Below are 1,880 nucleotides of genomic sequence, written 5' to 3'. Positions count from 1 at the left end.
GCCTACCCCGGCCCCCATGTTCCCGGGCCTGGACGACGGCCCCATCACCGCCAAGGTCACCGGCCAGGTAGACGGCTGGGCACCCGGCACTGTGTTCACCCTCGACAACGGTCAGCAGTGGCAGGTTCTCAAGGGCGAGATGAAGCTCAAGGCCAGCCGCAGCAACCCCGAGATCGTGGTGGTGCCCGGCATCGCCGGCCGCTGGTTCCTGCAGGTGGACGAAGACCTGCCCAAGGCCCGCGTCTTCCGCATCCGCTGATCGCGTAGCGCCGGGCTCTGCCCGGCTGCCAGAGATCCCCGCGCCCGCACGTAGAGCCGGGCTCTGCCCGGCTGCACGCGAACCGGCCACCCACGCACAGCCGGGCAGAGCCCGGCTCTACGCCATCCCGCCCCGTGCGGCACATTGCCCCCGGCACACACCCCCCGCATCGGTGCGAAAATACCCGTGATTCCCACGGAGTACCCCGATGACCCGTACCGCTCTGATTACTGGCGCCACCTCCGGCTTTGGCGCTGCCGCCGTCCATCGTTTCGCCCAGGCCGGCTGGCGCGTCATCGCCACCGGCCGCCGCGCTGAACGGCTGCAGCCGCTGGTCGACGCCTACGGTCCCGAGCGCGTACACGCGGCCGTCTTCGACGTGCGCGACAGCGCCGCCATGGAGGCCGCGCTGGCCGCCCTGCCGGCCGACTTCGCCGCCATCGACCTGCTGGTCAACAACGCCGGCCTCGCCCAGGGCACCGCCCCGGCGCAGAGCGCCTCGCTGGAAGACTGGCGCACCATGATCGACACCAACGTCACCGCGCTGGTCACCCTCACCCACCGCCTGCTGCCGCAGCTGGTGGAGCGCAAGGGCGCCATCATCAACATCAGCTCGGTGGCCGGCGTGTACCCGTACCCGGGCGGCAACGCCTACGGCGGCACCAAGGCCTTCGTCAGCCAGTTCTCGCTGGGCCTGCGCGCCGACCTGCACGGCACCGGCGTGCGCGTCACCACCATCGAGCCGGGCATGGCCGAAACCGAGTTCACCCTGGTGCGCACCCACGGCAACCAGGCCGCCTCGGACACCCTCTACACCGGTGCCAACCCGATGACCGCCGACGACATCGCCGAGCAGATCTTCTGGGTGGCCAACCTCCCGGCGCACCTCAACATCAACCGCCTGGAACTGATGCCGGTAAGCCAGTCGTTCGCCGGCTTCCAGGTCGCACGCGACTGATCCAAGGGCACCGCTGGCCGACACCTCGGCCACACGCCCGAACAGGCCACCACCGCGGCCGCACGCCCGAACCGGTAGAGCCGACCGTTGGTCGGCTGCCCTTGGCGCATACCCACCGCTCACGGCAGCCGACCGTTGGTCGGCTCTACCTCAGGCGGCTGTCCACACCGCCAACTCATACCCATCCGGATCGCGGAAATGAAACCGCCGCCCACCCGGAAAGTCGAACGCCGCCCGGCAGATGTCCGCCCCGGCCGCTTCCACCCGCTGCTGCGTGGCCACCAGGTCGTCGGCATACAGAATCACCAACGGCCCGCCCGCACGCACCGGCGCATCGGTGGTGAACCCACCGCGCAAGCGGCCATCGTCGAACTCGGTATAGCCCGGGCCGTAATCGGTGAACGACCAGCCAAACACGCTGCCGTAGAACGCCTTGCTGCGCGCGATGTCGGCCACGTTGAATTCAATGTTGTCGATCCGGCGATCGTTGCCGTGTGCGGTGCTCATGGAGGCATCTCGTTGAAAGGAGCCCCAGCATCGCCACCGCGGCCGCGCCGGTCTTGAACAAAACGGCCAGTCAGCTGCGCCACTGCGCGCACAGCTGCGCCGCCCCGATCCCCGCCAGCGCCCGCACCTCGCGGCTCAGGTGCGACTGGTCGGCAT

The 1,880-nt window shown here is 69.6% G+C and carries 2 protein-coding genes and 1 pseudogene; 2 read left to right on the top strand and 1 reads right to left on the bottom strand.

The window, feature by feature from the left end; all coding sequences use genetic code 11:
• Both DBR34_RS10650 and DBR34_RS10645 read left to right on the top strand, forming a co-directional pair.
• Nucleotides 1-259: pseudogene (locus DBR34_RS10650) on the top strand (hypothetical protein); the annotation flags it as partial.
• A gap of 208 nt (nucleotides 260-467) precedes the next feature.
• Nucleotides 468-1,217 carry an SDR family NAD(P)-dependent oxidoreductase gene (locus DBR34_RS10645; protein WP_128096768.1) on the top strand — a complete coding sequence of 250 codons (750 nt, stop codon included), beginning with the start codon at nucleotides 468-470 and terminating at the stop codon, nucleotides 1,215-1,217.
• A gap of 150 nt (nucleotides 1,218-1,367) precedes the next feature.
• Here the strand turns inward: DBR34_RS10645 and DBR34_RS10640 are convergent, their stop codons facing one another.
• Nucleotides 1,368-1,724, bottom strand: a complete 357-nt coding sequence (locus DBR34_RS10640) for a VOC family protein (protein WP_128096767.1) — start codon at nucleotides 1,722-1,724, stop codon at nucleotides 1,368-1,370.
• Nucleotides 1,725-1,880 lie beyond the last annotated feature (156 nt).

The organism is Stenotrophomonas sp. HMWF003 (assembly GCF_003061285.1).
Classification (GTDB): Bacteria; Pseudomonadota; Gammaproteobacteria; order Xanthomonadales; family Xanthomonadaceae; genus Stenotrophomonas; species Stenotrophomonas maltophilia_AP.
Note: the sequence above shows the minus strand (reverse complement) of the source record. Positions and strands in the feature narration are given on the sequence as shown.

What these genes read in the sequence shown, in the direction of transcription:
- DBR34_RS10645 (WP_128096768.1), top strand. Translation starts at nt 468, where the DNA reads ATGACCCGTACCGCTCTGATTACTGGCGCCACCTCCGGCTTTGGCGCT.
- DBR34_RS10640 (WP_128096767.1), bottom strand. Translation starts at nt 1,724, where the DNA reads ATGAGCACCGCACACGGCAACGATCGCCGGATCGACAACATTGAATTC.